This is a genomic window from Yoonia sp. BS5-3 (genome assembly GCF_038069655.2).
In the GTDB taxonomy this organism is placed as follows: Bacteria; Pseudomonadota; Alphaproteobacteria; order Rhodobacterales; family Rhodobacteraceae; genus Yoonia; species Yoonia phaeophyticola.
In genome coordinates this window covers 2706978-2728559 of record NZ_CP150951.2, presented here as the reverse complement: position 1 = coordinate 2728559, position 21582 = coordinate 2706978, and the positions used below count along the sequence as shown (strand labels likewise).

Here is a 21582-nt window from a genome sequence, read left to right as displayed (position 1 = left end):
ACAGATGAGGAAGCCGTCACAGCTGCGTACGCAGGCCTGCGCAACGGCTAACCCAGACTGCGAATCTGGGGATTAGCCCATTTTGCAGCTGGCACGATCATCAAATCATGCAAGGCCCAGACCAATGCGTCCACGCGATCAGGCGAACCACTGCCAGCAAAACCAGCGGTGGTCATCTGTGTCATTTGATCTTCAAGCTTGCCCAATCCACGCATATGAAAAACGCGGCCCTGTTCATAAAGGGCGGAAATAGGCTCAGCACGCGCGATCTTCCCCTTGGTGGCATGGACTGATCGATAGGGCAGCAAGGGGTCGACCTGACGCAAGACGGCCTCAACCATCTCGCCGCCCTGATTGACCTCAGCAACCAATCGGTCAGCACCATGACGGCGCATGGCGGCCACTGCAGCTTGTGCCCAATCCAAGGGTTTTGCCGCAGAAATTGTAGCATCTTCCAGGACATAAGCCCGCCATTCATTAATGGGCCCGTCCATGATCGCACCTGCGACAACGATGCCGCACTCATCCGATCCAGCCCGCGAGGTGCCGGGTGGATCAATGGCAACGACGATCCGCGTCAGCTCAGGCAATGCGGTTACGCGCAATGCATCCAGTTGTTCGGTCTGCCAAAGCGCGCCATCCACATCCGAAAGCATGACGCCTTCGATCTCCTGACGGCCTAAAGAAGTTCCGCCATATCTCGCTTCGATTTCCTCAAGGAACCCTTTAGCCAAATGCGCTCTGTTCGCCTGCGTCGGGGCATGGGTGACAACCGAACTATCACGGGCCAAAAGGTCATTCAGCACATCCACCCTGCGCGGTGTCGTCGTCACACAAGCGCGCGGATGCAATCCTAGTCGCAACCCGAATTGGATCATATCCCAAGCATCACGTGCACGATGCCATTTGGCCAACTCATCGGCCCAAACCGCATCAAATTGCGGACCGCGCAATGCTTCAGGATCATGGGCAGAAAACAATTGGCCAGTCGCGCCATTGGGCCAAACCAGTAACCTGCGGCCCGGAACCCATTCCGGACGATGGGCCACCGGGGATACCGCCATGATGCCGCTCTCGCCAAACACCATGACTTCGCGCGCCTGATCGATCGTTTCTGCAACAATCGCAAGACGACGCAACTCACCCGGCACAGCCGGACGGGGGCCTTCGACCACGCTGCGCACCCATTCGGCACCGGCACGGGTTTTACCCGCACCGCGCCCACCCAAGATGACCCATGTGCGCCACGCGCCTTCTGGCGGCAACTGATGGGGCATCGCCCAGAACTCAAACAGATAGGGCAGCGCTGCAAGTTGGGCAGCATTTAGGCTCGTCAGAAAGCGCCTTTGTTGCTCCCGCGTCCCGGATGCGATCAAGTGCGCCCCCAATTTCAGCGCGGATTGCGGTAAGGTCGATATTTGAGTCTGCGGTTGGTGTTGGGTTTTGGGCATTGAAAGCCTCCTGTGCAGCAACGACCATCTGGTAGGCATTCTGTAATTCCGCGAGCCGGGCAATAAGCGACATTGGCAGCGGTGCGTCCATGCTAGGGGTTGCAACAAGCATAGGTTCCAATAGGGCGCGAATACGCCAGAAGACCCGCTTCATTTCCGCGGTCTCTAGTACGGGTTCGTCATAGATGGTGTCTTGGATCGCCTCATCGGCGTCGTCTTCAAATTCGATCATGATAATGGGCCTGTAAGGATGCTTCCGTTACAGTCGAGCACCATCCAAACCAAACTGAATGGCGCCTAGCAAGGATCAAAATCGATGAAGGGCCCTCGAAAGTCAAACAATCCAGGGTTGCGGGTCGCGCGGGATGTTAACGAATTGAGACGCCGTGGTTAGTCGCTATCCGCGCGCTCGGCTTCGATTTCACGCCAGCGAGCGACATTGCGGTTGTGATCATCCAGATTGGTCGCAAAAGCATGACCGCCAGTGCCATCAGCAACAAAGAAGATGTAATCGGTGGTATCGGGGTTCAATGCGGCTTGGATGCTCGCCTCGCCAGGGTTGGCAATAGGGGTCGGCGGTAGACCTTCGATCACATAGGTGTTCCACGGGGTTTCGGCGCGCAATTCGCTCTGACGAAGACCACGTCCCAAAACGCCCTCCCCGCCTGTAATGCCGTAAATGACAGTCGGGTCAGTTTGCAACCGCATCCCCTGGTTCAAACGGTTCACAAATACGCTGGCCACCTGGCCACGTTCGCCAGAAACACCAGTTTCTTTTTCAATGATACTGGCCAGGATCAACGCTTCATCCGCAGAGATCAGCGGCAATCCTTCCGCCCTGTTCTGCCAAGCTTCAGTCAGGATAATTTGCTGAGCGGTGCGCATTTCGTCCAAAACGGATGAAACAGTATCCCCCTCAACAATATCATAGTCGCGAGGGGCCAAAGTCCCTTCAGCGGGAACGTCTGTGACATCTGCGCGCAAGATATCGATCTTTCCCAAAGCGTCCAGAATCTGCCAACTGGTGGCACCTTCTGCGATGACCACACGATAGGTCGCATCACCGGCAGCACGGACCTCTGCATATTCCTCGGGCACCTCAAGCTGGCCCGCTTCGAAGCTGACCACGTCAACAAAGCTATTGGATACAGCATCCAACTCACGCACATCCACGACAGTGCGATTGATACCCACTCGATAAATGACCTGCGTACCGCATGTATTGCGGCCACCACGGGTCACGATATCGATAATCTCTTCCATCGACGCCGCCGCAGGAATACGGAATTGACCGCGTTTGATTTCACCGGATTTTTCGGTGTAGCGGGCGCCAGATTCGTAGATGAATGCCGAAGTAATCGCACCGCGTTCCAGCAGGGTTTCTGTCAAAGCATCCGTATTCGCCACACCGCCAGGGACGGGTAAACAAATGGCTTCAGTCAGCGGGCCAGGCGCACGGTATTCGCGCACGCCCCAGCTTATTCCGCCAACAAGCAGGAACAGCGCCACTATCAGAAAGGTCATCGTGTTCGCAGCAATATGACGCCACATCAGTCAGTTTTCCCAAAAACCACACTGGCATTTGTGCCGCCAAACCCAAACGAGTTCGACAAGGCGATATCAATCCGGCGTGGCCTTTTTTCATTGGCGCAAAGGTCAACCTTCGTCTCAACAGCAGGATTATCCAGATTGATCGTGGGCGGGGCCACTTGATCCCGGATCGCCAAGATCGAAAAGATCGCCTCAATCGCGCCAGCAGCGCCCAGCAAATGGCCGGTTGCGGATTTAGTCGAAGACATAGTCAGCTGCGATGCTGCATCCCCCACCAGACGCTCAACCGCGCTTAGCTCAATCGTGTCAGCCATGGTCGATGTCCCATGGGCATTTACATAGTCGATCTGCGCCGGATCAATCCCGGCATTTTTGCAGGCTGCACGCATCGCGCGCTCAGCACCTTCATGGTCAGGCGGCGGCGCAGTGATGTGATGCGCGTCCCCGCTCAAACCATAACCTAAAACTTCGGCATAGATCTTCGCACCGCGCGCCTTTGCATGCTCGTATTCTTCCAGCACAACCATACCGGCGCCCTCGCCCATGACAAAACCATCACGGTCGGCATCCCAAGGGCGGCTCGCCTTTGTCGGGTCATCATTATGTTTCGTGCTCAGAGCCTTGCATGCATTGAAACCGGCCATGCCGACCTCGCAAATCGCAGCCTCTGCGCCGCCTGCAATCATCACATCGGCATCACCATATTGGATCAGACGGGATGCATCACCTATGGCATGCGCGCCCGTCGAACACGCCGTCACAACGGCGTGGTTTGGACCGCGGAAGCCATATTTGATCGAAACCTGACCAGAGATCAGATTGATCAATGCACCAGGCACAAAGAAGGGAGAAACACGGCGCGGGCCCTTCTCGGCCATCATCACAGCGGTATTGGCGATAGAATTCAAACCACCAATACCAGAGCCCATCATGACGCCAGTGCGCTCAAGGCTGTCCCGGTCCTCAGGCTGCCAATCGGCGTCCTTAATGGCCTGCTCGGCAGCAGCCATACCAAACAGAATAAAAGTATCAACTTTGCGCTGCTCTTTGGGATCCATGTAAGCATTGGCATCAAAGGTCCCATCAGATCCATCACCCAAAGGCACCTCGCAGGCATATTGGGTGGTCAAACGGCTAGGATCAAAACCCGTGATCCGTCCAGCGCCAGATTCGCCCGCCAGAATACGAGTCCATGAATTCTCAACACCATCCGCCAGGGGTGTGACCAACCCCAATCCTGTTACAACGACACGACGCATTTTCTGCCCTCACCTCTTGGTGTGTTTGATCAGGTGATAGCGCAGCCAAGGCCGCATGGGCAAGGGCGTGCGGACACGCCCAGCCACACTTAATCCCGCTTTAAGAAGATCGGCCTAGTGTTGCATGTCCGAGATCACGTTTGGAACCAATGGTGCGTTTGACAGCTATCGCATTGATTAGCCTCCTTTTGGGCGGCAGCGCGCAGGCGAACACATCGCCTGTCGATTGCTGGGTTATTGACCGTCTGGACACTCTGCACAGCATCCAGGCACGTCTTAGCCGAAACGTAGACAACATGCGACTTCAGACGGACATGCATATCTTGCGAAACGCCGTTTATATATTGGAAGGGCGGAATATTCTGGCGTCGGTTCAGACAAATGCTGAAACGCCCAAGGGGCGCACATTTCAGCTCTTTCTAAATAACTCAGAACATCTTCTGGCGGTCGGGAACATCAACGACGTCAACACGATCCGCGGTCATTTCACCCCTGCGGTAAGATCGAATTTGGAGACCGTCAATCGTTACTTATCGCAACACCGTTGCCTTGCAGCAGACGCAACAGCCGCGCAGATTGCCATGGCACAGAATCGGGACGTTGATCCGCATGAGGATGACGGTAATGCAGCAGAAATCATAAAGGCAGCAGCAGAGCAGGTGTTCTCTTTCAGAAACCTAATCATATTGGTCATACTCAGCACCCTTGGCATCATCGGGACCAAGACCTTTAACATGGCCATTCGCCGACGGAAACGGCGGGCAAGGCGGCGCGTTGCTGCCTACACGACCCAATATCGGTGGGGCGGTAATATCGCGACAGGTTTGATACTGGATATCAACTGCTTTGGTATCAAACTGAAACACGGCAGCGCCGACGATATCATCACCGCGACCCCGGTCGAGATTCTGATTGAAGATGGATGGGTGCTTGGCAGCGTGGCGTGGGCCAACAACCACTACGCGGGCTTGCAATTCAAAAAACGGATCAGCTTGCGTAGCGTAAACGCAGTTTGTAACGCCGTGCCGATAGCCATACCGCAAAAAATAAGCGGCGCCCAAACAGGCGCCGCCTAAATCAAAAAGGTCAGCGCTTATTGTGCGCCGTCGATGAACTTAACCGCATCGCCGAATGTCTGAATCGTTTCGGCTGCGTCATCAGGGATTTCGATCCCGAACTCTTCTTCGAACGCCATAACCAGCTCAACTGTGTCAAGGCTATCAGCGCCAAGGTCATCGATGAAAGACGCCGCTTCGGTTACTTTGTCTTCTTCAACACCAAGATGCTCTACAACGATCTTGCGTACGCGGTCTGCAACGTCGCTCATATCAATTCCTCATGTCTTTCTGGGCCAAGCCCCGTTTCTCAATGCGGGCTTTCGCCCATTCTTGCGCCCGGAACGCCGGGCAATGCCAATCTGCACCCCACACAAATGACACTGTGTCAGATGCGGCTTTCAGCAAATCTGCGAGGCCTATAACAGAGAATTCCGCTTAGGCAAACGATTTCAAAGCGCCTGCCTAGAACATGGCCATACCACCATTCACATGCAAGGTGGTGCCGGTGACATAAGCTGCCTCCGGGCTAGACAGGTATAGAACGGCGGCAGCAATTTCCTCTGCATCGCCCATACGGCCTGCAGGGACCTGCGCCAAAATACCCGACTTTTGATCATCGGTCAGCTTATCGGTCATGGCCGTTGTGATGAAACCGGGGGCCACGCAATTTACCGTAATACCGCGGCTGGCAACCTCATAAGCAAGCGATTTAGACATGCCGACCATGCCGGCCTTTGAAGCGGCATAGTTGGTTTGCCCCGGATTACCGGTGGCGCCGACGACAGATGAAATATTGACGATACGGCCCCAACGGGCCTTCATCATCCCCCGCACAACCCCTTTGCAAAGCCGCATGGTCGAGGTCAGGTTGACCTCCAGAACCGAGGCCCATTCCTCATCCGACATGCGCATGAACAAATTATCGCGGGTGATACCGGCATTGTTGACAAGCACATCGACCGACCCCATCGCATCGGCAGCTTGCTTTGGCAGCGCCGTGACAGCTTCTGCGTCGCTTAGGTTACAGGGCAGGACATACGCGCGCTCGCCCAATTCTGCGGCCAAAGCCTCAAGCGGGGCAACGCGCGTACCCGACAAGGCGACTGAAGCACCTGCATCATAAAGCGACTTTGCAATAGCACCGCCGATGCCGCCAGAGGCACCTGTAATCAAAGCATTCTTTCCATTCAGATCAAACATCTAAAGACCCTTCCTCAATTTTTCAGCGTAGGCTTTCCGCAGCCGCCATTACATCACTTGGGGCACCCACCGCCTGCGTCTTCAACGCACGATCAACACGTTTGATCATCCCCGACAATGCCTTTCCTGCACCGATCTCATAAAAATCAGTTACGCCTTTAGCAGCCATAAATGCCACAGATTCGCGCCAACGAACCGAGCCTGTGACCTGCTCCACAAGCAGCGTCTGAATCTGCGCCGGATCCGACACGTCCTGTGCCAATACATTGGCAACAAGGGGCACAGATGGGGCCGCTATGTCGACCTTGGCCAAAGCCTCGGCCATCAGGTCCGCCGCTGGTGCCATTAGACTACAATGGAATGGGGCACTGACAGGCAACAAAATCGCGCGCTTTGCACCGCGCGCCTTCGCAATCTCAATCGCGCGCTCAACCGCGTCCTTGTGGCCAGATACCACAACCTGCCCCGGATCATTGTCGTTGGCAGCTGCACAAACATCGCCCTCGGCAGCTTCGGCAGCGACCTCAGCGACAGCTTCGAAATCCAGGCCCAGAACAGCAGCCATGGCGCCAACACCGACAGGTACAGCCTCTTGCATGGCCGTGCCGCGCATGCGCAACAAGCGGGCGGTATCTGCCACGCTTAGCGCGCCAGCCGCAGCCAAAGCCGAATATTCGCCCAAAGAATGACCCGCGACGAATGAAACCCCTTCCATCGTCACACCTTCAGCTTCCAAGGCACGGATCGCGGCCAGTGAAGTTGCCATCAAGGCAGGCTGCGCATTGCGGGTTAGCGTCAATTCTTCCAAATCACCGCCCCAGATCAAAGCGGACAAATCCTCGCCCAAAGCGTCATTCACTTCTTCAAATACCGCTGCTGCAGCCGGATAGCTGTCCGCCAAATCCTTGCCCATCCCAATGGACTGCGCCCCCTGCCCGGGAAAAACAAACGCCCGCATGAACCTCTCCACCTCGTCCTAATTGGACCCCCGCTTACAGTGATGCGCAAAGGCGCACAAGCAATCTACCTCTATGCACACTGGACAGACCGCCCGGGAATGCGAATGCTCGCACGCAGCAACCCGGGAAGGAGCAAGCGATGTCCACAGCGAATACTGCCAGCCATTATGGCCGTGTGACCAAGATATTCCACTGGATCACTGCGCTGCTCATCTTCGCTGTGATCCCTCTGGGGCTGGTCGCCAATAAACTGCCCTATGAGACCAGCGAACAGCTGGCTTTCAAGGCGCAACTGTTTTCAATCCATAAAACCTTGGGCGTTTTGATCTTCTTCGTCGCCTGCGGACGGATCCTGTGGGCGTTGATGCAGCGAAAGCCCGGGCCTTTGCACCCCGACCGCAAGGCCGAGACATTTCTGGCCGAACTGGTGCATTGGCTGCTTTATATATCGCTCGTGGCCGTACCGCTGAGTGGCTGGGTTCATCACGCCGCGACAACCGGCTTCGCACCTATCCTGTTACCAATCGGGCAAGACCTGCCGCTTGTTCCCAAAAGCGAAAGCCTCGCCGCAACCACCTCAGCGCTGCATTGGTTGTGGAGCAAGATAATGGTCGCTTCCATTCTTTTGCATGTGGCTGGCGCGTTGAAACATCAGATCATCGACAAGGATGCGACGCTGCGGCGCATGTGGTTTGGATCAGGAGGCTTGCCCGAAGCCACCGCCCACAAAGCCCGATTGATCACCCCCATCGCAGCGGCGACGATTTTTCTAGCAGCTGCGGTTGGTGGCAATGCGGCGGGGCTATTCTCGAAACACGAGGACACCATAGAAACAGAAACTACCGCTCTGGCCAGCGTGCAGTCTCAGTGGGCGGTGCAAAGCGGAAGCATTGACATCAGCATCACGCAACTGGGCAGCTCTGTCGCGGGCAGTTTCGCTGACTGGACCGCCGAGATCACATTTGACCCCGAAGCAGAAGGCACCGCCGGGCATGTGACAACAACCATTGCCATCGGCTCGCTCACGCTCGGGTCAGTCACGGGCGAGGCTATGGGGGCGGATTTCTTTGACGCTGAGGCCTTCCCAACAGCCGCCTTTGACGCTGATCTGCTACGCGACGAGAACGGTTATGCCGCCGACGGCACGCTTACGATCAAGGGCACAACGGTGCCGGTTCGCTTTCCGTTCGAGCTGGCTCTGACAGGGGATGAGGCTGTGATGACAGGCAGCCTAACGCTGGACCGACGTGATTTTCTGATCGGTCAAAGCATGGCGGATGAGACAAGTGTTGGTTTCAATGTCGAGGTGGCGATTGCAGTCACCGCCACCCGGAATGAGTAATATCAGGCACTTAAATGCTGGCTTATTCCGCCGCCATCGCCTCGATTGAGATCATCACCTCAACTTCATCGCTTACAAACGGCGCAAAAGCGCCAACTTCAAAGTCAGATCGCAAGATCGTGGTCGTGGCATCAAAGCCCGCCCAAGGGCGCTGTTGTCTTGGGTGGTCGCCAGCCTGATTCAAAACGGTGTCCAGCACCACTGCTTTGGTCACACCATTCAACGTCAGATCACCCGTGATCAGGGCCGTGTTTTCGCCGGTGACTTCAATGCCGGTTGAACTGAACGTGACCATTTCGTCATCGGCAGCCGCAAAGAAATCGTCGCCCATAAAGTGATTGAACCGGGCTTCCCAGCCGGTCAGCATGGTCTTGACCGGGAACGCAACAGTAACAGAAGACCCTGCAGGATCCTCTTGGTCGAACTGAATTTCACCGTCGAACCCCGAGAACATGCCCCAGGTGGTGGAATATCCTAAATGCTCGTAACTAAACACAATCTGGCTATGGCTGGCGTCCAAAACATAGGCTTCAGGCGCAGCCGTGGCCCCTGATGCCATTGCAGAAATCAACAGGGCCGTCGCGGCGGTGATGGGCTTCATGGAAGTCTCCTTGAGTGATCATACGTGTGCTAAGCAATAGACCCACGCGCCTCAAAGCAATCCATCAAATCTGAACAAATTCTGTTCAACAGTGCTGGTAAGCGGAACGTCGTCGCTTCTAGCGTCCGTTGATATTGACCATCAAGTCCTGCGCCAGACGGTCACGCAGCCCGACCAGTTGGGCCTCGGGTGCTTCGGCCACACAAACGGTTTGTGACGTATTGCGGTAACGCAAAAACAATGTCGCAACGCCATTATCCTTGGCAGGCTCCAAATGAATCCCGCCAATCGTGTCAAAGCCATAGCTTCCCACGGTGCTGGGCTTTCCTGCACGATTGCAGATGACTTCACGGATCTCGCCCACGCTGGTATCCACATGCACTTCGGACTGGGTCCCACGGCTTGCAAACCACAACAGATAGGCGGAAAAAGCGCCAAACAGCGCCGCAGACCCCAAACGCATCGCGCCGAAACCACCATCAAAAAATAGGGCGGGCAGCACCAGAATGCCAACGGCAGCTGTCAAAAGACAAACACCGAAGAAAAAGCAAACGGCCTGCGCCAAGGCGACGCCGAATGACGGGCCGCTTCCCGAGCGGATGGCATAGCCCCAGTACATATCTTCGACTGCAAAGCTGCTCTGCTTTGCCATCGCGTCATGAATTCCAGTCACGGATGGGGCAAGATCGGCCATGAACAGGTCCTTCTTCAAAGTGTTCGAGCACATATGCCCGGCAAACAGGGCAATATATGGGCAACGTCAAGGCATCGTGAAGAAATCTGGCGCGGTCACATATCGCAACAGAATAAGGCCAATCCGGGCTTGCATCATGGGCGCGCCGCTGTATAAGGCCCCATCCTTCCGCTGTTGATGAAACTGCGCAGTCTCTCGTGGATGGGGGCGGAAGGCGAAAAGCCCCATTCTTTGAAATGCGCCGATATATGAACTGGAGTATACATGCCGCTATACGAGCATGTCATGATTGCGCGTCAGGACTTGTCCAACACGCAAGCTGAAGGCCTCATCGAACATTTCGGATCCGTCCTTGCCGACAACGGTGGCAAGCTGCTGGAAAACGAATATTGGGGCGTCAAGACGATGGCCTACAAGATCAACAAGAACCGCAAAGGGCACTATGCCTTTATGCGCACCGACGCCCCTGCCCCTGCTGTGCAGGAAATGGAACGTCTGATGCGCCTGCACGAAGACGTCATGCGCGTTCTGACCATCAAGGTCGATGAGCACCAAGAAGGCCCATCGGTCCAGATGCAAAAACGTGAAGAACGCGACAGCCGTCGCGAACGTCGTTGATCGCTTAGGAAAGGACATCAATCATGGCAACCAAACCATTTTTCCGTCGTCGCAAGTCCGATCCGTTTGAGGGCGATAACGCCCCAAAGATCGACTATAAGGACACGAAACTGCTGCAGCGCTACATCTCTGAGCGCGGCAAAATCGTGCCCGCCCGTATCACCGCTGTCGGTGCCAAAAACCAGCGTAAACTGGCACAAGCCATCAAACGCGCACGGTTCCTGGCCCTGCTGCCCTACGCCGTAAAGTAAGGGGAAACCGCAATGGATATCATCCTACTGGAACGTGTGGCCAAGCTGGGTCAGATGGGCGAAGTCGTTTCTGTCAAAGAAGGCTACGCACGCAACTTCCTGCTGCCACAAGGCAAAGCGCTGCGCGTGAACGCCGCCAACATGGCCCGCTTCGAATCTGAAAAAGCACAGATGGAAGCGCGCAACCTTGAAACCAAAAAAGAAGCGGAATCGCTGGCTGAAAAGCTGGATGGACAAAAGTTCATCGTGATCCGTTCTGCCTCTGACGCAGGTTCGCTTTACGGCTCTGTCACCACCCGTGACGCCGCCGAAGCCGCGACCGAGGCTGGTTTCAGCATCGACAAGAAACAGGTCGCCCTGTTGGGTCCGATCAAAGAACTGGGTCTGCATGACGTTGCCGTCAAACTGCACCCGGAAGTCGACGCAACCATCACGCTGAACGTCGCCCGTTCGGAAGAAGAAGCCGAGCTGCAAGAAGCCGGTAAATCGATCGCCGAACTGGCCGCAGAAGAAGAAGCCGCTGCTGAATTCGAAATTCAGGAGCTGTTCGACGACATCGGTGCTGCGGCATCCGACGACGACGAGCTGGCCGAATCTGCCGGTGTCGAAACAGCCGACGCTGCTGAAGGCGAAAGCGAAGACGAGGCGTAAGCCCCCAAAATCACACATAAAAGGCCGCTTCGAAAACGAAGCGGCCTTTTTTATTGGCCCGCTTTTGCGTCGCCCTGCCGTCCCAAACTTGTGGACTTCTTGCCCGCTCCCCCGCAATATTGCTGACATCACGGGCGCTTTCACAGTGCGCGCAGTAATTGCGCGTTTTCTTTTTCCAGTCCCCGCCCAATCTGTTCAGAGTTCATGAATGTCTTGGCCGCCAGCCCCATTTCGGCACCCGTCCAAACAGTTGTTACAAAGAAAGACCAGATATCACTCGATAATCATAGCGAACCACAAGGGGTTACCATGTCGCCACGTTTGAACCGTCGTCACTTTATCGCAGGCTCGGCCGGGCTGATCGCGATGCATCCGTTTTCGGTCAATGCCGCCACCGGTCAGGCCCATTTGCGCCTGATGGAAACCACCGACCTGCATGTGCATGTCTTCCCGTATGATTATTATGCCGACCGCCCTGTCGACACTGTCGGCCTCAGCCGCGCGGCCACCATCATCGAAGGGGTTCGCGCGGAATCGACCAACTCCATGCTGCTCGACAATGGCGACTTCCTGCAGGGCAACCCGATGGGCGATTATATCGCTTATGAACGGGGGATGAGCGAAGGCGACATGCACCCTGTCATCACCGCAATGAACACGCTTGGGTTTGATGCCTCAACACTAGGCAATCACGAGTTTAACTACGGTATTTCCTTCCTGATGAAATCGGTCGCCGGGGCCGCATTCCCTATCGTTTCTGCCAATGTTGTCAAAGAGATGGGGGCGGACCCGACACAGGATACCACGCTGGTGCCACCTTATGTGATCATGGAGCGGACACTCACCGATGGCGCGGGCGAAACCCACCCGATCAAGATCGGCCTGATCGGCTTTGTTCCGCCCCAAATCATGAATTGGGACCGCCGCCATCTGGAAGGCAACGTACAGGCCCGCGACATTATCGAATCCGCCCGCGCCTATGTGCCCCAGATGAAAGAGGAAGGCGCTGACATCATCATCGCCCTCAGCCACTCTGGTATTGCCGAACCTGAGGCGATTGAAGGCATGGCCAATGCCGCGATCCCGCTTGCTGGGATCGACGGGATTGATGCGATTCTGACCGGGCATAACCATCTTGTTTTCCCCTCTTCCAACTATGACGACATCCCCGGCGTTGATACGGCAGCTGGCACGATCAACGGCAAACCCGGCGTCATGGCCGGGTTCTGGGGCAGCCATATGGGACTTATCGACTTGTTGCTGGAACGTGACGGATCGGGCTGGCGGGTGCTGTCACATACGTCCGAGGCGCGCCCAATCTCGCGCCGTGAAGAGGATCGCAGCATCACCCCGCTGGTCGCCGATTATCAGCCGGTGCTCGATTCCGTCGCAGATATCCACGCAGAAACATTGGCTTACGTGCGCACCGCCGTCGGCAAGACCGACGCGCCGCTGCATTCATACTTTGCCCTCGTGGCCGATGATCCGTCGGTTCAAATCGTGTCCAACGCCCAAACCTGGTACATCAAAGAGCAGATGGTCGGGACGGAATATGAAGGTCTTCCGATTCTGTCTGCCGCCGCACCCTTCAAGGCCGGTGGCCGTGGCGGGCCAGAGTATTTCACCGATGTGCCCGTGGGCGATGTGGCGATCAAGAATGTCGCCGATCTATACCTATATCCCAACACTGTACGGGCCGTTAAGGTCACGGGCGCCCAGGTTAAGGATTGGCTGGAACGCAGCGCCGGCATGTTCAATCAGGTCGAGGCCGGGGCCAGCGATGCGGTGCTGCTGAACCCTGAATTCCCTAGCTACAACTTTGATGTGATGGACGGGGTGACCTATGAAATCGACCTTAGCCAGCCGTCAAAATTCGATCGTTCAGGCGAAGTGATCAACCCCGATGCGACGCGTATCGTTAACCTGCAGTTCGAAGGGCAACCCATTGACCCGGAACAAGAGTTCATCGTCGCCACCAATAACTACCGCGCCTCAGGTGGGGGCAGCTTCCCCGGAACTGGCGATACGATCATCTTTGAAGGGCCCGACACCAATCGCGACGTGATTGTCCGCTATATTGTTGAGCAAGGCACGGTGAACCCGCAGGCCGATTCCAACTGGTCGTTCAAGGATATGCCTGGCACTTCGATGATCTTTGAAACCGGTCCTGCTGGGGCGGCTTATGCCGATAGTATAGAAGGGATGAAAATCGCGCCAGCTGGCACATCGGACAGCGGCTTTGCCCTGTTCCGGATCGAAATGTAACCGGATGACGGTGCCCTGGAAACAGGGCACCGCGTCATATTCAGCGGGTACAGATCGCGTACATACGGCGTATGTACAGCCTGCAATACATCAGGCTAACGATCAAAGGTCTCTAACTGCAGCTGCGCGTCGCAATATTCCCCGTCATATGTTCCGACCCAGACGTCGATCCGGCCATCAGCAGGCCGGGTCAGCACGATCTGCGGGTCTAAATTACCGTTATCATCGTCGTCATAATACCAGTTGGCAGAGGCTGTGTTGATCAGCAGGGCCGAGTCGCACGCACTGACGACGCTGACCACAAGCTCATACGCGCCCATGCCGGTAAGACCGAAGGAAAAGTCCGGGGCCGAGGTGAAATAACCGGCGCCGGTGTCGGTTCCGGGCGTCACGTTCGGGCAATTCCAAACGTAATTTTCGCCGCCCGCAACAACGCCAAATGTGCGCGGGGAATACAGCTGTTGGCCGGTGGCACTATAGGATTCGGCAGGTGCCAAATCATAGTTCGGGCAAGCGGCGGCGGCGGATGCAAGGCCCAAAACAAGGCATGATGAAAGACTAAGAATTCTCACTTTTCACTCCAAATTAGCAAGTAGTTAACCTTGCGTAATGCCAAATTATGAATGAAAGATGATCAAAACCAGACCAAAAAAAAGGCCCCCGAATTGGGTGCCTTTTGATCATTTATTGCACGCGGCGCTTACTCTTCTTCGAGCTTCTCAACAGCAGCCTGCAAATCATCCTTGCTGACTTCTTTGTCTTTCACGGCAGCCAGTTCAAAGATGTGGTCAACAACCTTGTCTTCGAAAAGCGGCGCCTGCAATTGCTGGCGGAACTGCGCGTTTTGTTGCACGAATTCAAAGAATTGACGCTCTTGACCAGGATACTGGCGGGCCTGATTCATGATCGCTTGTGTCATTTCCTGATCGCTGACTTTGACGTCGGCCTTTTGACCAATATCAGCCAGCAAGAGACCCAGTTTCACCCGGCGCTCGGCCAGTTTGATGTGGTCATCGCTTGGCGTAATTTCAGGATGGTCATGTCCTTCGACATCAGGGTTTTCTTCATGCCATAGCTGATGGGCAATTTGGTTCGCCTCGGCATCAACCAGCGACTGCGGCAGGTCGAATTTCACCTTATCATCGAGCGCATCCAGCAGGCCGCGCTTTGTGACCGCGCGGGCGGCACCGGTATATTCGGCTTCCAGACGCTCTGTAATCTGTGTTTTCAGACCTTCCAGATCTTCAGCGCCAAACTTTTTCGCAAGCTCATCATCGATCTCTGGCTTCTTGGGGCCCTTTACCTCTTTGATTGTGCAGGTGAAAACGGCTTTTTTGCCAGCCAGGTTTTCAGCCTGATAATCCTCGGGGAACGTGACCTCGACGTCTTTTTCATCGCCTGCCTTGACCTTCAGCAGGCCATCTTCGAAGCCGGGAATGAACGAATTGGAGCCGAGCACCAGCGGGTAATCTTCTGCCGCGCCGCCTTCAAAAGCCTCGCCATCAACCTTGCCGACAAAATCCAGCACAACCTGGTCGTCTTTCTTGGCTTGGGTTTTCTTCGCTTCATAAGTGACAGCCTGCGGGCTGTCCGCGAGGTTATCGAGCGCCTCTTTGATCGCGTCTTCATCAGCTTTGACCACCATGCGCTCAAGCTTGATTTTCGCAAAATCAACTTCGTCGATATCCGGAAGCTTTTCGTAGGAGACTTCGACATTGACGTCGTCGCCCTCTTTCCAGTCGTCGTTGGTCATTTTCATTTCAGGTTGCGCCGCGGGACGGTCACCTGATTCTTCAAGATGTTTGGACACGGCGCCATCGATGCTTTCCTGCATCGATTCGCCCATCAGACGCTGGCCAAATTGCTTGCGTAGCAAGGCCATCGGGACCTTACCCTTGCGGAAACCCTTCATCTCAACGGTTGGCTGCGCTTCTTTCAGCTTTTCTTCGACTTTCGCGTCCAACTCGGCGGCGGTGACCGTGATCGCGTAACCGCGCTTGAGGCCTTCGTTCAGGGTCTCGGTGACCTGCATTTATGTCCGTCCTTCTATATTCATGGTGCGGGTGAAGGGACTTGAACCCCCACGCCTTGCGGCGCCAGAACCTAAATCTGGTGCGTCTACCAATTCCGCCACACCCGCATGATCTGAAAGGGGCAAGCGTCCGCCTGCCCCGATGTTGCGCGCCTTCTAGCAAAGCCCGCAGGGGGATGCGAGCAGAAAATTACAGTTTAGACCCCCAGTTTTTGAAAGACCTTGGGGAGTTCTTCTGGAATGTCCTCGGCGATCAGCCCCGGCCCAAAGCCGAGCGCGCATTCGGTGTGCAGCCAGGCCCCGGTTTCTGCCGCCTGCATGGGTTGGAACCCGCGCGCCAAAAGGCCGGTGATGAACCCCGCCAACACATCCCCCGACCCTGCAGTCGCAAGCCAGGGTGCGCTGCGTTCGTAGACCGATGCGTTGATGCTGCACCGTCCAGAGGGATCGGCAATGACTGTGTCAGGCCCTTTGAACAGCACAACGCACCCTGCCCGTTTGGCCGCATCGCGCGTAGCGTCAACTTTGGAATACGCGGGGCCTTTGGTGGCGGGTGCGTTCAGTTTTTCGGCGAAGTCGGGGAACAGCCGTGCAAATTCGCCTGCATGCGGTGTCAGGATGCATTTCGCGTGGAGTTTGCCGAAGAGGGTGTCATCCTGCGCGAGATGTGTGAGTACATCCGCGTCGAGAACAATCGGACGTAGTCCCGGACTTGATCCGGGACCTCTGCGTGCGGCCTGTGTTTGAGGTCCCGGATCAAGTCCGGGACTGCGTTGGTCTAAAGCGGCGACAATAAGCTCTTTTTCGCGCGCGCCCAAACCAAGGCCCGGCCCAAGGCACAGCGCATTGATCCGTTTGTCCTGCAGGGTCTCGGTGAGACTGTCCGCGTCTTTGAACGCCGTCAGCATGATCGCGTTGAGTTGCGCCGCGTTTTCGATCAGTGCCGCAGGTGGCGCGCCGAGTGTCACGGCCCCTGCCCCGATGCGGAGCGCACCGCGTGCGGCGAGACGGGCCGCGCCGCCTTTGCCAACTCCGCCGGAGAGGATGAGCGCGTGGCCGTGAGAGTATTTGTGGTGCTTGTGTTTAGCTTTTCCGAGGCGGTTCCCCAGCCCGGCGAGCTGTTTTTCGTCTGACGACAGAAGCGCTACTGGTAAAGGCGGCACAAAACCCTTTCCGCGAACCCAGCGTCTATCGATCGGTGGCAAACCAATATCGGCCTTGATAATCCTCGCACACAACGTGAGCCCGCGCTCTAGATAGTGACCAAGTTTCGCCTGGTGGAACGTGACGGTCAGGTGGCATCCAATCCAGTTTCTGCCATCATCGTCATCGTGCAAGAAGAAACCGCTGTCGGCGCACAAACCACTCGGCACATCTAGAGCCACGATGCGAGGACCATTTGGTTGATCTTGGTTAATGTAGGCATCTCGGATCGGTATCGAACATTCGAGCGGCAAGGGCCGCGCGAGGCCAGTTCCGAAGAACGCATCAATGACCAACCCTGCACCTTGATAATATGAGCGTCGGATTTCGGACAAAGGTATCGTGACTCCTGTTTGCCCCCAGCGCTCATAATTCACCTTCGCATCAGGCGGCAATTTCTTGGGGTCGCCATACAGAAACACCTCGACCTCCCACCCGGCCTCTTTCAGCAGCCGCGCCACGACAAAGCCGTCGCCGCCGTTGTTTCCCGGTCCGCAAAGGACCACAGCGCGGTGGGTTTCACCCACCCTACGCAGCGCGGGCCACTCTTCGAAAATGGCATCGACGACGCCCTGACCGGCGCGTTCCATCAGCTCTAATCCGGTGACCTCGCCGGCATCAATTGCGGCCTTTTCTATGGCGCGCATTTGGGCAGCGGTTAACAATTCGGTCATGGATTCAGCACCTCGTGTTTTCAAACCGCCCAATATCACAACTAGTTGCCCAAAAATTAGGCAGCATATACAGTTTCACCTGACCGGTATCGGGGTAGGTTCTGCTACGAATTGTACCTATGCAAGAGAAATGGTCTCTCGACCAGTGAAACACCAAAGGGGGAGTCGCGACTGTGAAGAAGATCGAAGCGATCATCAAACCATTCAAACTCGACGAAGTGAAAGAGGCGCTCCAGGAAGTTGGCGTGCAGGGCTTGTCGGTGGTCGAAGTGAAGGGCTTTGGACGGCAGAAAGGCCATACAGAGCTGTATCGTGGTGCCGAATATGTGGTTGATTTCCTTCCCAAGGTGAAGATTGAGGTCGTCTTGGCAGACGATCAGGTTGATGGCGCGATCGAAGCTATTATCGGCGCGGCGAAAACCGACAAGATCGGCGATGGCAAAATCTTTGTCTCTCCGATTGAGCAAGCCATTCGCATTCGGACCGGCGAGACCGGCGACGAAGCGCTTTAACCCACACATCTTCAAATAAGGGACAATATCGATGGACAACAAAGCTGTTCTGAAACTGATCAAGGATGAAGAGGTCGATTATGTCGATATCCGCTTCACCGACCCACGCGGTAAACTACAGCACGTCACGGTCGTTGCTGACCTGGTTGATGAGGACTTCCTCGAAGAGGGCTTCATGTTTGACGGCTCTTCCATTGCTGGTTGGAAATCCATTGACCAGTCCGACATGAAACTGCTGCCACAGGCCGAAAGCGCCTATGTGGACCCATTCTATGCTGAAAAGACGGTTTGCATTCACTGTAACATCGTTGAGCCTGACACGGGCGAAGCCTATGACCGCGACCCGCGCGGCACAGCTGTAAAAGCCGAAGCTTACCTGAAATCTTCTGGCATCGGTGATGCGGCCTATTTTGGCCCAGAAGCTGAGTTCTTCGTCTTTGACGACGTGCGTTTCAGCGTCGAGATGAACAAAGTATCTTACCAGGTCGACGCAATGGACGGCGCCTGGAACACAGACACCGAATACGAGATGGGCAACACAGGCCACCGTCCCGGCGTCAAAGGCGGCTACTTCCCTGTAAACCCAGTGGACGACGCGCAGGAAATGCGTTCGGAAATGCTGTCCACCATGAAGCGCATGGGCATGAAAGTTGATAAGCACCACCACGAGGTGGCTTCTTGTCAGCACGAGCTTGGCTTGATCTTTGGCACATTGACCCACCAGGCTGATGAGCTGCAGAAGTACAAATACGTCATCCACAATGTGGCACAGGCTTACGGCAAGTCCGCAACCTTCATGCCAAAGCCAATCGCTGGCGATAACGGCACCGGCATGCACGTGAACATGTCCATCTGGAAAGATGGCAAGCCCCTGTTCGCTGGCGACAAATACGCTGATCTGTCGGATGAGGCCCTGTGGTTCATCGGCGGTATCCTGAAGCACGCCAAAGCGCTGAACGCGTTCACCAACCCATCCACAAACAGCTACAAGCGTCTGATCCCAGGCTTTGAAGCCCCTGTTCTGCGCGCCTACTCTGCCCGTAACCGGTCGGGCTGTGTCCGGATCCCATGGGCCGAAAGCCCCAAGGCCAAGCGTGTTGAAGCCCGTTTCCCTGATCCGGCGGCAAACCCTTACCTGTGCTTCGCAGCCCTGTTGATGGCTGGCCTTGACGGCATCAAGAACAAGATCGACCCTGGCGCGTCTTCGGACAAAGACCTTTACGATCTGCCACCAGAAGAGCTGGCCGAAATCCCAACAGTTTGCGCATCTTTGCGCGAAGCTTTGGAAGAGCTGGAAGCCGATCACGACTTCCTGCTTGCTGGCGACGTCTTCACCAAAGACCAGCTGGAAGGCTACATGGAATTGAAGTGGGAAGAAGTGTACGCCTACGAGCACACGCCGCACCCAATGGAATACAAGCTGTATTACAGCTGCTAAGCTGCACAGCAGAGACAGGAAAGGCGCCCCGCGGGGCGCCTTTTTCGTTGAGCCGCCGCGTGGAATTGATATGCTCTACCACGCAGTCCCAAAAACGCCCAAATTGCGGTTTAGCCCCTCACCATGAGCAAATATCATCCCATAGACGTTCGCTATAAAGGCCCCTCAACCGCTTATCGGGGGTCCGCCAGCAAACAAAAGCCAGGCAAAAATGCAGCCACGCCTGCAAAGCAACCGGTACGCAAGCCAATCCAGAGACAACAAACGCAGTCTGGCGGGGCGAATCCATGGAACGGCAACGACAATAGCGCGGCAAAAGCCGCACCGCCGCGCCAAGCACAGCCCCGCATGCGTCAACCGCAAGCCAAACGTCCGCCGCTGGCCGTGCAATTGCTGCCGTGGCCCCTGGGCGCTATTTTTAGTCTGTTCCGCAATTTGGGTTTGGGATGGTCCCTCGCCCTGATTTACATCCTTTTTGCGTTGATTTTCTGATGCCCGATTATCATCCGCTCGATACCCGCAACAAAGCCGACAAACAAAAAACTGACGGTCCGAATCGGCCATGGCGTAAGGTTGCAGACCCGGCGCCCCTGCCCGGCGTAAAATCCGGACCCATTCGCGACAGTGACGCCATGGAACGCCGCGCCCGGGAAAAGATCGGGAATGACGCCGAGCAGGCCGCGCTGCGTGACGCGCCGCTTTGGGCGAATCTCTTTGGGCCAGCGACGCTGTACTACAAGATCAAAGCTGCCCTTATTGGCCAGCGCGCACGCGGTTATGGGTCTGGCAAGATCGTATTCCAGATCATTGGCGCCTTTGCCCTATATTTCGCGTTGTTCTATCTGGACAGCCAATTTGGGTTCAGCCAGATGCTGGGCGTAAGCACCGAGATGTATTCAATCGATTAGCGCGCGCTGGCCCGCAGCATAAAGACCAAGCCGCAGGCCCGCCTTTTACGGCATCAGTCGCACCGTGGCTAAGACGCCAAGATGGTCAGATCCAAGGAATGACCGGTAACTGACTTGGCCCCCATATGGTCCATAGACATGGTCCAAAAGCAGTGGAACCCCCTGCAAATAATAGGTCGGTCGGACGGGGCGAAGCGGCTCTGTGCCCGCAGCATCGGCAATTTGCCGAACGCTGGCCGCCCACGGAAAAATATTAAAATCTCCGGCCAGAACAACTGGCTCCTCAAGTCCGGCAATCACGTCAGTCACCGCATCGGCCGAACGTCTGTTTCCACGGGGGAAAGGCCACAATAAATGGACGGACCCGACCCAGATGCGCTGTCCCGCTTGATCAATCTGTGCTGCAGCCACCCCGCGCCGTGATGAACACACCTGATCATGTATTGGGACCTTGGCGAGAACGGCAATACCGCTCCAGCCCCCGAAGGCACAAAGGTGTTGATAGGGGTAATCCCCAGCCAGTCGTGAAAGCAACCCACGGTTATGGGCCGAGACCTCTTGCAAAGTCACAACATCTGCATTGCTGTCACTGATATCTGCAGCCAGTGCATCCAGGTTTTGGTTCCGCGACCAGATGTTTTTGGAATAAAGCGTCAGGGTTCCAGCGGTCGGGCTGCCCATCATCAACGGGAGCGTGGTGATGAGTGCTGCACCACCGGTGAGCCCCAATGCCACGCCCCAAATCCGCCCGCGCAGTCCCAACATCAGCAGCACGCATAAAATGCCAGCAACAGGACGTAGCAAGGAAAGGCTATCGGCGGCCGGGTGCCACCCGCCGCCAAAGCCTGCCCAGACAGTCACAACCAGGCCGCTTGCCACACAGACCAACCCCAATCGAAGTGACGCAATCATTGT

The 21582-nt window shown here is 55.9% G+C and carries 22 protein-coding genes and 1 tRNA gene; 9 read left to right on the top strand and 14 right to left on the bottom strand.

Annotation, left to right across the window (positions count from 1 at the left end):
- Positions 1-47: 47 nt before the first annotated feature.
- The 4 genes from AABB29_RS13840 to fabF form a co-directional block, all read right to left on the bottom strand.
- Entirely contained in the window at positions 48-1277 is a 1230-nt protein-coding gene (locus AABB29_RS13840) for a terminase large subunit domain-containing protein (protein ID WP_341366354.1), read from the bottom strand.
- A gap of 10 nt (positions 1278-1287) precedes the next feature.
- On the bottom strand, positions 1288-1683 hold the full coding sequence (locus tag AABB29_RS13835) for a hypothetical protein (RefSeq protein ID WP_341366355.1): 396 nt from the start codon (positions 1681-1683) through the stop codon (positions 1288-1290).
- Positions 1684-1841: 158 nt separating this feature from the next.
- Positions 1842-3002, bottom strand: a complete 1161-nt coding sequence (mltG, locus tag AABB29_RS13830; protein ID WP_341366356.1) for an endolytic transglycosylase MltG — start codon at positions 3000-3002, stop codon at positions 1842-1844.
- A complete protein-coding gene (gene fabF / locus AABB29_RS13825; protein WP_373636579.1) occupies positions 3002-4261 on the bottom strand; it encodes a beta-ketoacyl-ACP synthase II in 1260 nt (419 codons plus the stop codon). Before fabF ends, mltG begins: the two co-directional genes overlap by 1 nt.
- 149 nt (positions 4262-4410) lie before the next feature.
- On the opposite strand from fabF, the gene AABB29_RS13820 reads away from it, so the two are divergent.
- Positions 4411-5337, top strand: coding sequence for a hypothetical protein (locus tag AABB29_RS13820; RefSeq protein WP_341366357.1), 927 nt, complete (start codon positions 4411-4413; stop codon positions 5335-5337).
- 17 nt (positions 5338-5354) lie between these two features.
- Here AABB29_RS13820 and AABB29_RS13815 read toward each other — a convergent pair whose 3' ends face one another.
- From AABB29_RS13815 to fabD, 3 genes are all read right to left on the bottom strand, one after another.
- Complete coding sequence (locus tag AABB29_RS13815) at positions 5355-5588, bottom strand: acyl carrier protein (protein ID WP_272146625.1); 234 nt, start codon at positions 5586-5588, stop codon at positions 5355-5357.
- A 193-nt stretch (positions 5589-5781) separates the two neighbouring features.
- Positions 5782-6519 carry a 3-oxoacyl-[acyl-carrier-protein] reductase gene (gene fabG, locus AABB29_RS13810; RefSeq protein ID WP_341366358.1) on the bottom strand — a complete coding sequence of 246 codons (738 nt, stop codon included), beginning with the start codon at positions 6517-6519 and terminating at the stop codon, positions 5782-5784.
- A gap of 22 nt (positions 6520-6541) precedes the next feature.
- Positions 6542-7477, bottom strand: a complete 936-nt coding sequence (gene fabD, locus AABB29_RS13805; RefSeq protein WP_341366359.1) for an ACP S-malonyltransferase — start codon at positions 7475-7477, stop codon at positions 6542-6544.
- Positions 7478-7617: 140 nt separating this feature from the next.
- Here fabD and AABB29_RS13800 point away from each other — a divergent pair, with 140 nt between their 5' ends.
- Positions 7618-8820 (top strand): cytochrome b/b6 domain-containing protein, encoded by a 1203-nt coding sequence (locus tag AABB29_RS13800; RefSeq protein ID WP_341366360.1) that lies wholly within the window; start codon positions 7618-7620, stop codon positions 8818-8820.
- A 22-nt stretch (positions 8821-8842) separates the two neighbouring features.
- On the opposite strand, the gene AABB29_RS13795 is transcribed toward AABB29_RS13800, so the two are convergent.
- Both AABB29_RS13795 and AABB29_RS13790 read right to left on the bottom strand, forming a co-directional pair.
- Positions 8843-9421 (bottom strand): YceI family protein, encoded by a 579-nt coding sequence (locus tag AABB29_RS13795; RefSeq protein ID WP_341366361.1) that lies wholly within the window; start codon positions 9419-9421, stop codon positions 8843-8845.
- 118 nt (positions 9422-9539) lie between these two features.
- Positions 9540-10115, bottom strand: a complete 576-nt coding sequence (locus AABB29_RS13790; RefSeq protein WP_341366362.1) for a hypothetical protein — start codon at positions 10113-10115, stop codon at positions 9540-9542.
- Between the two features lie 264 nt (positions 10116-10379).
- On the opposite strand from AABB29_RS13790, the gene rpsF reads away from it, so the two are divergent.
- From rpsF to AABB29_RS13770, 4 genes are all read left to right on the top strand, one after another.
- Positions 10380-10733, top strand: coding sequence for a 30S ribosomal protein S6 (gene rpsF / locus AABB29_RS13785; protein ID WP_341366363.1), 354 nt, complete (start codon positions 10380-10382; stop codon positions 10731-10733).
- A 23-nt stretch (positions 10734-10756) separates the two neighbouring features.
- A complete protein-coding gene (gene rpsR, locus AABB29_RS13780; RefSeq protein ID WP_320238886.1) occupies positions 10757-10984 on the top strand; it encodes a 30S ribosomal protein S18 in 228 nt (75 codons plus the stop codon).
- 12 nt (positions 10985-10996) lie between these two features.
- The gene (gene rplI, locus AABB29_RS13775) at positions 10997-11635 is read left to right on the top strand and encodes a 50S ribosomal protein L9 (protein WP_341366364.1); all 639 of its coding nucleotides are present in this window, start codon (positions 10997-10999) and stop codon (positions 11633-11635) included.
- 309 nt (positions 11636-11944) lie between these two features.
- Positions 11945-13900, top strand: coding sequence for a bifunctional 2',3'-cyclic-nucleotide 2'-phosphodiesterase/3'-nucleotidase (locus tag AABB29_RS13770; RefSeq protein ID WP_341366365.1), 1956 nt, complete (start codon positions 11945-11947; stop codon positions 13898-13900).
- A 95-nt stretch (positions 13901-13995) separates the two neighbouring features.
- Here the strand turns inward: AABB29_RS13770 and AABB29_RS13765 are convergent, their stop codons facing one another.
- The 4 genes from AABB29_RS13765 to AABB29_RS13750 all read right to left on the bottom strand — a co-directional run bounded on the left by AABB29_RS13765 (position 13996) and on the right by AABB29_RS13750 (position 17809).
- On the bottom strand, positions 13996-14472 hold the full coding sequence (locus AABB29_RS13765) for a hypothetical protein (protein ID WP_341366366.1): 477 nt from the start codon (positions 14470-14472) through the stop codon (positions 13996-13998).
- A 128-nt stretch (positions 14473-14600) separates the two neighbouring features.
- A complete protein-coding gene (tig, locus tag AABB29_RS13760) occupies positions 14601-15932 on the bottom strand; it encodes a trigger factor (RefSeq protein WP_341366367.1) in 1332 nt (443 codons plus the stop codon).
- Positions 15933-15955: 23 nt separating this feature from the next.
- Positions 15956-16040, bottom strand: a tRNA-Leu gene (locus AABB29_RS13755).
- Between the two features lie 89 nt (positions 16041-16129).
- A complete protein-coding gene (locus AABB29_RS13750) occupies positions 16130-17809 on the bottom strand; it encodes an NAD(P)H-hydrate dehydratase (RefSeq protein WP_341366368.1) in 1680 nt (559 codons plus the stop codon).
- A gap of 173 nt (positions 17810-17982) precedes the next feature.
- On the opposite strand from AABB29_RS13750, the gene AABB29_RS13745 reads away from it, so the two are divergent.
- From AABB29_RS13745 to AABB29_RS13735, 3 genes are all read left to right on the top strand, one after another.
- Positions 17983-18321 carry a P-II family nitrogen regulator gene (locus AABB29_RS13745; RefSeq protein WP_341366369.1) on the top strand — a complete coding sequence of 113 codons (339 nt, stop codon included), beginning with the start codon at positions 17983-17985 and terminating at the stop codon, positions 18319-18321.
- Positions 18322-18352: 31 nt separating this feature from the next.
- Positions 18353-19759: a type I glutamate--ammonia ligase gene (gene glnA, locus AABB29_RS13740; RefSeq protein WP_341366370.1), complete on the top strand. Its 1407-nt coding sequence runs from the start codon at positions 18353-18355 to the stop codon at positions 19757-19759.
- 491 nt (positions 19760-20250) lie between these two features.
- Complete coding sequence (locus AABB29_RS13735; RefSeq protein WP_373636578.1) at positions 20251-20667, top strand: hypothetical protein; 417 nt, start codon at positions 20251-20253, stop codon at positions 20665-20667.
- Positions 20668-20712: 45 nt separating this feature from the next.
- On the opposite strand, the gene AABB29_RS13730 is transcribed toward AABB29_RS13735, so the two are convergent.
- Complete coding sequence (locus tag AABB29_RS13730) at positions 20713-21579, bottom strand: endonuclease/exonuclease/phosphatase family protein (protein WP_341366372.1); 867 nt, start codon at positions 21577-21579, stop codon at positions 20713-20715.
- Positions 21580-21582: the final 3 nt, after the last annotated feature.

What these genes read in the sequence shown, in the direction of transcription:
- AABB29_RS13840 (WP_341366354.1), bottom strand. Translation starts at nt 1,277, where the DNA reads ATGCCCCATCAGTTGCCGCCAGAAGGCGCGTGGCGCACATGGGTCATC.
- AABB29_RS13835 (WP_341366355.1), bottom strand. Translation starts at nt 1,683, where the DNA reads ATGATCGAATTTGAAGACGACGCCGATGAGGCGATCCAAGACACCATC.
- mltG (WP_341366356.1), bottom strand. Translation starts at nt 3,002, where the DNA reads ATGTGGCGTCATATTGCTGCGAACACGATGACCTTTCTGATAGTGGCG.
- fabF (WP_373636579.1), bottom strand. Translation starts at nt 4,261, where the DNA reads ATGCGTCGTGTCGTTGTAACAGGATTGGGGTTGGTCACACCCCTGGCG.
- AABB29_RS13820 (WP_341366357.1), top strand. Translation starts at nt 4,411, where the DNA reads ATGGTGCGTTTGACAGCTATCGCATTGATTAGCCTCCTTTTGGGCGGC.
- AABB29_RS13815 (WP_272146625.1), bottom strand. Translation starts at nt 5,588, where the DNA reads ATGAGCGACGTTGCAGACCGCGTACGCAAGATCGTTGTAGAGCATCTT.
- fabG (WP_341366358.1), bottom strand. Translation starts at nt 6,519, where the DNA reads ATGTTTGATCTGAATGGAAAGAATGCTTTGATTACAGGTGCCTCTGGC.
- fabD (WP_341366359.1), bottom strand. Translation starts at nt 7,477, where the DNA reads ATGCGGGCGTTTGTTTTTCCCGGGCAGGGGGCGCAGTCCATTGGGATG.
- AABB29_RS13800 (WP_341366360.1), top strand. Translation starts at nt 7,618, where the DNA reads ATGTCCACAGCGAATACTGCCAGCCATTATGGCCGTGTGACCAAGATA.
- AABB29_RS13795 (WP_341366361.1), bottom strand. Translation starts at nt 9,421, where the DNA reads ATGAAGCCCATCACCGCCGCGACGGCCCTGTTGATTTCTGCAATGGCA.
- AABB29_RS13790 (WP_341366362.1), bottom strand. Translation starts at nt 10,115, where the DNA reads ATGGCCGATCTTGCCCCATCCGTGACTGGAATTCATGACGCGATGGCA.
- rpsF (WP_341366363.1), top strand. Translation starts at nt 10,380, where the DNA reads ATGCCGCTATACGAGCATGTCATGATTGCGCGTCAGGACTTGTCCAAC.
- rpsR (WP_320238886.1), top strand. Translation starts at nt 10,757, where the DNA reads ATGGCAACCAAACCATTTTTCCGTCGTCGCAAGTCCGATCCGTTTGAG.
- rplI (WP_341366364.1), top strand. Translation starts at nt 10,997, where the DNA reads ATGGATATCATCCTACTGGAACGTGTGGCCAAGCTGGGTCAGATGGGC.
- AABB29_RS13770 (WP_341366365.1), top strand. Translation starts at nt 11,945, where the DNA reads ATGTCGCCACGTTTGAACCGTCGTCACTTTATCGCAGGCTCGGCCGGG.
- tig (WP_341366367.1), bottom strand. Translation starts at nt 15,932, where the DNA reads ATGCAGGTCACCGAGACCCTGAACGAAGGCCTCAAGCGCGGTTACGCG.
- AABB29_RS13750 (WP_341366368.1), bottom strand. Translation starts at nt 17,809, where the DNA reads ATGACCGAATTGTTAACCGCTGCCCAAATGCGCGCCATAGAAAAGGCC.
- glnA (WP_341366370.1), top strand. Translation starts at nt 18,353, where the DNA reads ATGGACAACAAAGCTGTTCTGAAACTGATCAAGGATGAAGAGGTCGAT.
- AABB29_RS13735 (WP_373636578.1), top strand. Translation starts at nt 20,251, where the DNA reads ATGCCCGATTATCATCCGCTCGATACCCGCAACAAAGCCGACAAACAA.
- AABB29_RS13730 (WP_341366372.1), bottom strand. Translation starts at nt 21,579, where the DNA reads ATGATTGCGTCACTTCGATTGGGGTTGGTCTGTGTGGCAAGCGGCCTG.